This window comes from Sphingorhabdus sp. (assembly GCF_044239005.1).
Taxonomy (GTDB): Bacteria; Pseudomonadota; Alphaproteobacteria; order Sphingomonadales; family Sphingomonadaceae; genus Sphingorhabdus_B.
In genome coordinates this window covers 1-4,355 of record NZ_JBIICH010000153.1, presented here as the reverse complement: position 1 = coordinate 4,355, position 4,355 = coordinate 1, and the positions used below count along the sequence as shown (strand labels likewise).

The window sequence follows — 4,355 nt, the reverse complement described above, 5'->3', positions numbered from 1 at the left end:
GGTGTTCCCATGAAGGCAAGACGCATCGTCACTTTTCCTTTGTTCGAAAGCCCCCTAAGACCCGCAGCATGGCATCGCAAGAAATAGACGCATTGGCACAGGCATTGTCGAAATTGCCCGGACTTGGTCCACGCTCGGCACGGCGGGTTGTGCTGCACCTTATGAAAAAGCGTGAAAGCGTTTTGATCCCGCTTTTGCGTGCGTTGGAGCAGGTCGAACAACGGCTGGTCGTCTGCAGCACGTGCGGGAATATCGATACCGGCAACCCCTGCGGCATTTGCGTCGATCCGCGCCGCGACATCCGCTCCATCTGTGTTGTCGAAGACGTATCCGATTTATGGGCGCTGGATCGTTCGCGGTTATTTCCCGGAAAATATCATGTCCTGGGTGGCCGTTTATCCGCATTGGATGGCGTTCGGCCGGAGGATTTGAACATCGAAGGCTTGGTTGCCCGCGTTGCCGCGGGCGGCGTTGATGAAGTCGTCTTGGCCATGAATGCCACGCTGGAGGGGCAGACAACCGCGCATTATCTCGCGGAACGGCTTGAGCAATTTCCGGTGCGCTTAACCCAGTTGGCGCATGGCGTGCCTGTGGGCGGAGAGCTTGATTATCTGGACGATGGCACGTTAGCACAAGCATTGCGCGCCAGACGCCCAGTCGGTTGATTTATCTTACGACCGTCCCTATCTGCGACCCATGGCGATATTACCTATTCTTGAAGTGCCCGATCCGCGGCTGAAAACCATTTCGACTCCCGTCGAGACATTTGACGCGGATTTGAAAACGCTGGTCGATGACATGACCGAAACGATGTACGCCGCGCCCGGTATCGGGCTGGCCGCTATTCAGGTCGGGGTTCCCAAGCGCCTGTTGGTCATCGATTTGCAGGAAGAAGAAGGCGAAGGGGGCGCACCCGTGCGCAACCCACGGGTATTTGTGAATCCGGAAATATTGGATCCGTCGGACGAACACAGCCTGTACAATGAAGGCTGCCTTTCGGTGCCTGACCAATATGCAGAGGTCGAACGCCCCGCGCAAATCCGTGCACGCTGGCAGGACCTTGATGGCAAATTTCATGAAGAGACAATGACCGGCCTAATGGCGACCTGTCTTCAGCACGAGATGGACCATCTCGAAGGCATCTTGTTCATTGATCACCTGTCGCGGCTAAAGCGTCAGATGGTGCTCAAGAAAATTGAGAAAGCCCGCAAAATGGGCGGCGGCCATGTCCATAATGAGCATTGCCGCCACTAACTTGCGTTCGCCGGACAAGTTCCTGGCTTGATCTGCCGCGTTACTTTACAAATTGCGTCGGTGCGGGGCTGATTGTCACGAACTTGCCCGACTGAATTTCCTGCACCTCAAGCATGCGCTCGGTGAGGCCATTGGGCATGAAGCGGAATGCGCCATCAACGCCGATAAAGCCTTGCGGATCGGTAAGTTGCGCCATGGGGAATTTCGTCCCCGGACGCCAGTCACGCGCCACCCGCGCGATCAAAAGCACCGAATCATAGCCAAGGCTTGAGAGGCGCAGTGGCGCCTTGCCAAACCGTGCCCGATATTTGGCGGCATATTGGGTATATAGCGTGTCGGAGACGCTCGCAAACCAACCGCCATACATGGCCGGGCTACCTGCCAATGAACCGTCGATATTCCACAAATCGGTGCCGAGAATTTTTGCATTGCGCATCCCGTTGCGCCGAAGCGCTGGCACCAATACAACGCCGGCACGGCCGCTATCGGCAATCAGGACAGCATCAATCTGACCCAATTTTGCCAACCGGCGCGCCGCTGCATCCGCAGAAGATGTCGTCCCATCGGATTCTTCGATAGCAACAAGGGTGCCGCCTGCGCTGCGCACTGCAGAGGTCAGGTTCGATTGCGCACGCTGGCCATATACATTGGTCGAAACGACGCCTGCAATGCGGTTATAGCCTTGCGAACGGGCGTAGCGGACAACGCGGTCGATGGATTGATTGGGCAAATGACCGAGTAAGAATACATTTTGCCCGGCAACACCGACATCGTTGGAAAAGCTGATGATGGGCACAGCTGCGGTGCGCGCGACTGCGGCGGCCTCCACAACATCGTCGCCACGCAACGGGCCCAATATGACCTTGTTTCCATCGGCGACCGCGCGCTTTGCCGCTGCGGCGACGCCGGTGCTGGTGTCATAGGTGATCATGCGGATGTTGGTTGCTTTGGTGTCAGCCAGTGCAAGCGCAGTCGCGTTGGCGATGGATTGGCCAACGTCGCCGTCGGGACCCGTCACCGGCAAAAGCAACGCCACGCGGTGCATGCCGTCCAGCGCGTCCTCGGACACCACAGGTGGTGGTCCTTTGCCCCCACGCGGGGCGGTGGCGCAGGCCGCGAGCAAAACGACCGAAGCCAAAACCAGCAGCTTTTTGATCTGTCCTGCTAAAGCTTGCGGCGTTGCGCCGCTTGCTGCATTGGTTGCGCTCATGAATGTTCCCTTGGGTAGAAGCATATAAATCAGATGATGTTCGAGTCGGGCTTATATGTCGTTGCGACACCAATCGGCAACCTTGCAGATATGTCACAACGGGCGATTGATCTGCTGGAAGCCGCAGAAATTGTGGCAGTAGAAGACAGCCGGGTAACCGGTAAATTGCTGCACCATCTTGGCCTGAAGAAAAAGATGCGGCGCTATAACGACCATAGTGGCGAGGCGGAGCGCGAGTCACTGGTCGCCGCTGCGCGCGGCGCGGTGGTTGCGTTGGTGTCGGATGCCGGGACGCCGTTGATTTCAGACCCCGGCTACAAGCTCGTGCGCAGCGCACGCGCGGCAGGCGTGCCGGTATATACCATCCCCGGTGCAAGCGCGGTAACGGCGGCGCTGTCGATTTGCGGTTTGCCCACGGATCGATTTTTGTTCGCCGGTTTTCTTCCCAATAAAGCCAAGGCACGTGTCGAAACCTTGGAGGAGCTGGGTCAGGTAAAGGCGACGTTGGTTTTCTACGAGGCAGGGCCGCGTCTTGCTGCGTCGCTTTCCGCGATTGCGGAGACCTATGGCGACCGTGAAGTCGCCGTCGCGCGGGAACTGACCAAGAAATTTGAAGAGGTTGTAACGGGCACCGCATCCGAACTTGCCGCGCGTTATGCTGCGCAAGAGCCAAAGGGTGAAATCGTCCTGATCATCGGTCCGCCGGCGGATGGCGTTGCCTATGACACCGGCGATGTGGACGCAGCGTTACGCGAAGCACTGGAAACCATGTCCGCCGCCAAAGCTGCTGGCGTCATTGCCAAGCGTTTCGGGCTGGAGCGCAGCGACGTCTATGCGCGCGCTACGCAACTGAAGTCGCAGTGAACCGGTTGGCCGCAGAAAAATTGGGGCGGCGGGGCGAGACCATTGCTGCTTGGTTTTTGCGGTTAAAGGGATGGCGGGTCGTTGCCATGCGCGTGAAAACACCGCGCGGCGAAGTTGACCTGATCGCGCGGCGCGGCAAAACCATTGCGTTCGTCGAAGTAAAAGCGCGCGCAAATGTGCGTGACCTCGCCACCGCGATTGACGCTTACAGATTACGCCGCGTTGCAGCTGCGGCGGAAATTCTGCTCCCGAAATATGGAAAAGAATGTGAAAATATGCAGATAGACGTGATTATGGTTGCGCCATGGCGTTGGCCGAACCATCTGCCAAACGTCTGGCACGGATAAGGACAAGCAAATGGCAATACAAATGGCGGTCCAGATGGACCCGATGGACGGCATCAATATTCATGGCGACTCCAGCTTTGCGCTGATGCTTGCTGGCCAGTCGCGCGGCTATGATATTTGGCATTATGATGTGATGTCATTGACGCTCGACGCCAATGACCGGCTCACCGCGCTCGCACATCCCGTGCATGACCTCCAACGCGTCGATGGCGCGCATTATCGCTTCGGTGCGCCACAGCGCATTGATTTGGGTTCCGACATCGACGTTGTGCTGATGCGGCAGGACCCGCCATTTCATGTGGGCTATATCACCGCGACCCATTTGCTCGAACGCATCGAGCATGAGACGTTGGTGGTCAACAACCCCGCCAGCGTGCGGAACGCGCCGGAAAAGGTCATGGTGCTCGATTATCGCAAGTTCATGCCACCGACGCTGATTACGCGTTCACTCGATGAAGTGCGCGCGTTTCAAAAGGAACATGGCGCGATTGTCGTAAAGCCGCTCCATGGCAATGGCGGCAAGGCCATTTTCCGGATTGAAGCCGATGGCAGCAATGTCGGCGCGCTGTTTGAGGTGTTCAATTCGACATGGCCCGAACCGCATATGGTGCAGCCATTCCTGCCCGACGTTGCGAAGGGCGATAAGCGCATCGTTCTGATCGACGGCGAAGTCACAGGGG

General features: G+C 57.7%; 6 protein-coding genes. 5 read left to right on the top strand and 1 reads right to left on the bottom strand.

Annotation, left to right across the window (positions count from 1 at the left end; all coding sequences use genetic code 11):
- Positions 1-68: 68 nt before the first annotated feature.
- The gene (recR, locus tag ACILQA_RS10140; protein ID WP_395629582.1) at positions 69-665 is read left to right on the top strand and encodes a recombination mediator RecR; all 597 of its coding nucleotides are present in this window, start codon (positions 69-71) and stop codon (positions 663-665) included.
- 31 nt (positions 666-696) lie between these two features.
- Positions 697-1,254, top strand: coding sequence for a peptide deformylase (gene def / locus ACILQA_RS10135; RefSeq protein ID WP_395629581.1), 558 nt, complete (start codon positions 697-699; stop codon positions 1,252-1,254).
- Positions 1,255-1,294: 40 nt separating this feature from the next.
- On the opposite strand, the gene ACILQA_RS10130 is transcribed toward def, so the two are convergent.
- Positions 1,295-2,464 (bottom strand): penicillin-binding protein activator, encoded by a 1,170-nt coding sequence (locus ACILQA_RS10130; RefSeq protein WP_395629580.1) that lies wholly within the window; start codon positions 2,462-2,464, stop codon positions 1,295-1,297.
- A 33-nt stretch (positions 2,465-2,497) separates the two neighbouring features.
- On the opposite strand from ACILQA_RS10130, the gene rsmI reads away from it, so the two are divergent.
- The 3 genes from rsmI to ACILQA_RS10115 all read left to right on the top strand — a co-directional run.
- The gene (rsmI, locus tag ACILQA_RS10125) at positions 2,498-3,328 is read left to right on the top strand and encodes a 16S rRNA (cytidine(1402)-2'-O)-methyltransferase (protein WP_395629579.1); all 831 of its coding nucleotides are present in this window, start codon (positions 2,498-2,500) and stop codon (positions 3,326-3,328) included.
- Positions 3,325-3,675, top strand: a complete 351-nt coding sequence (locus tag ACILQA_RS10120; RefSeq protein ID WP_395629578.1) for a YraN family protein — start codon at positions 3,325-3,327, stop codon at positions 3,673-3,675. The genes rsmI and ACILQA_RS10120 overlap by 4 nt, the downstream gene beginning before the upstream one ends.
- A gap of 10 nt (positions 3,676-3,685) precedes the next feature.
- On the top strand, positions 3,686-4,355 hold a 670-nt coding region (locus ACILQA_RS10115; protein ID WP_395629577.1), incomplete at its 3' end, for a glutathione synthase.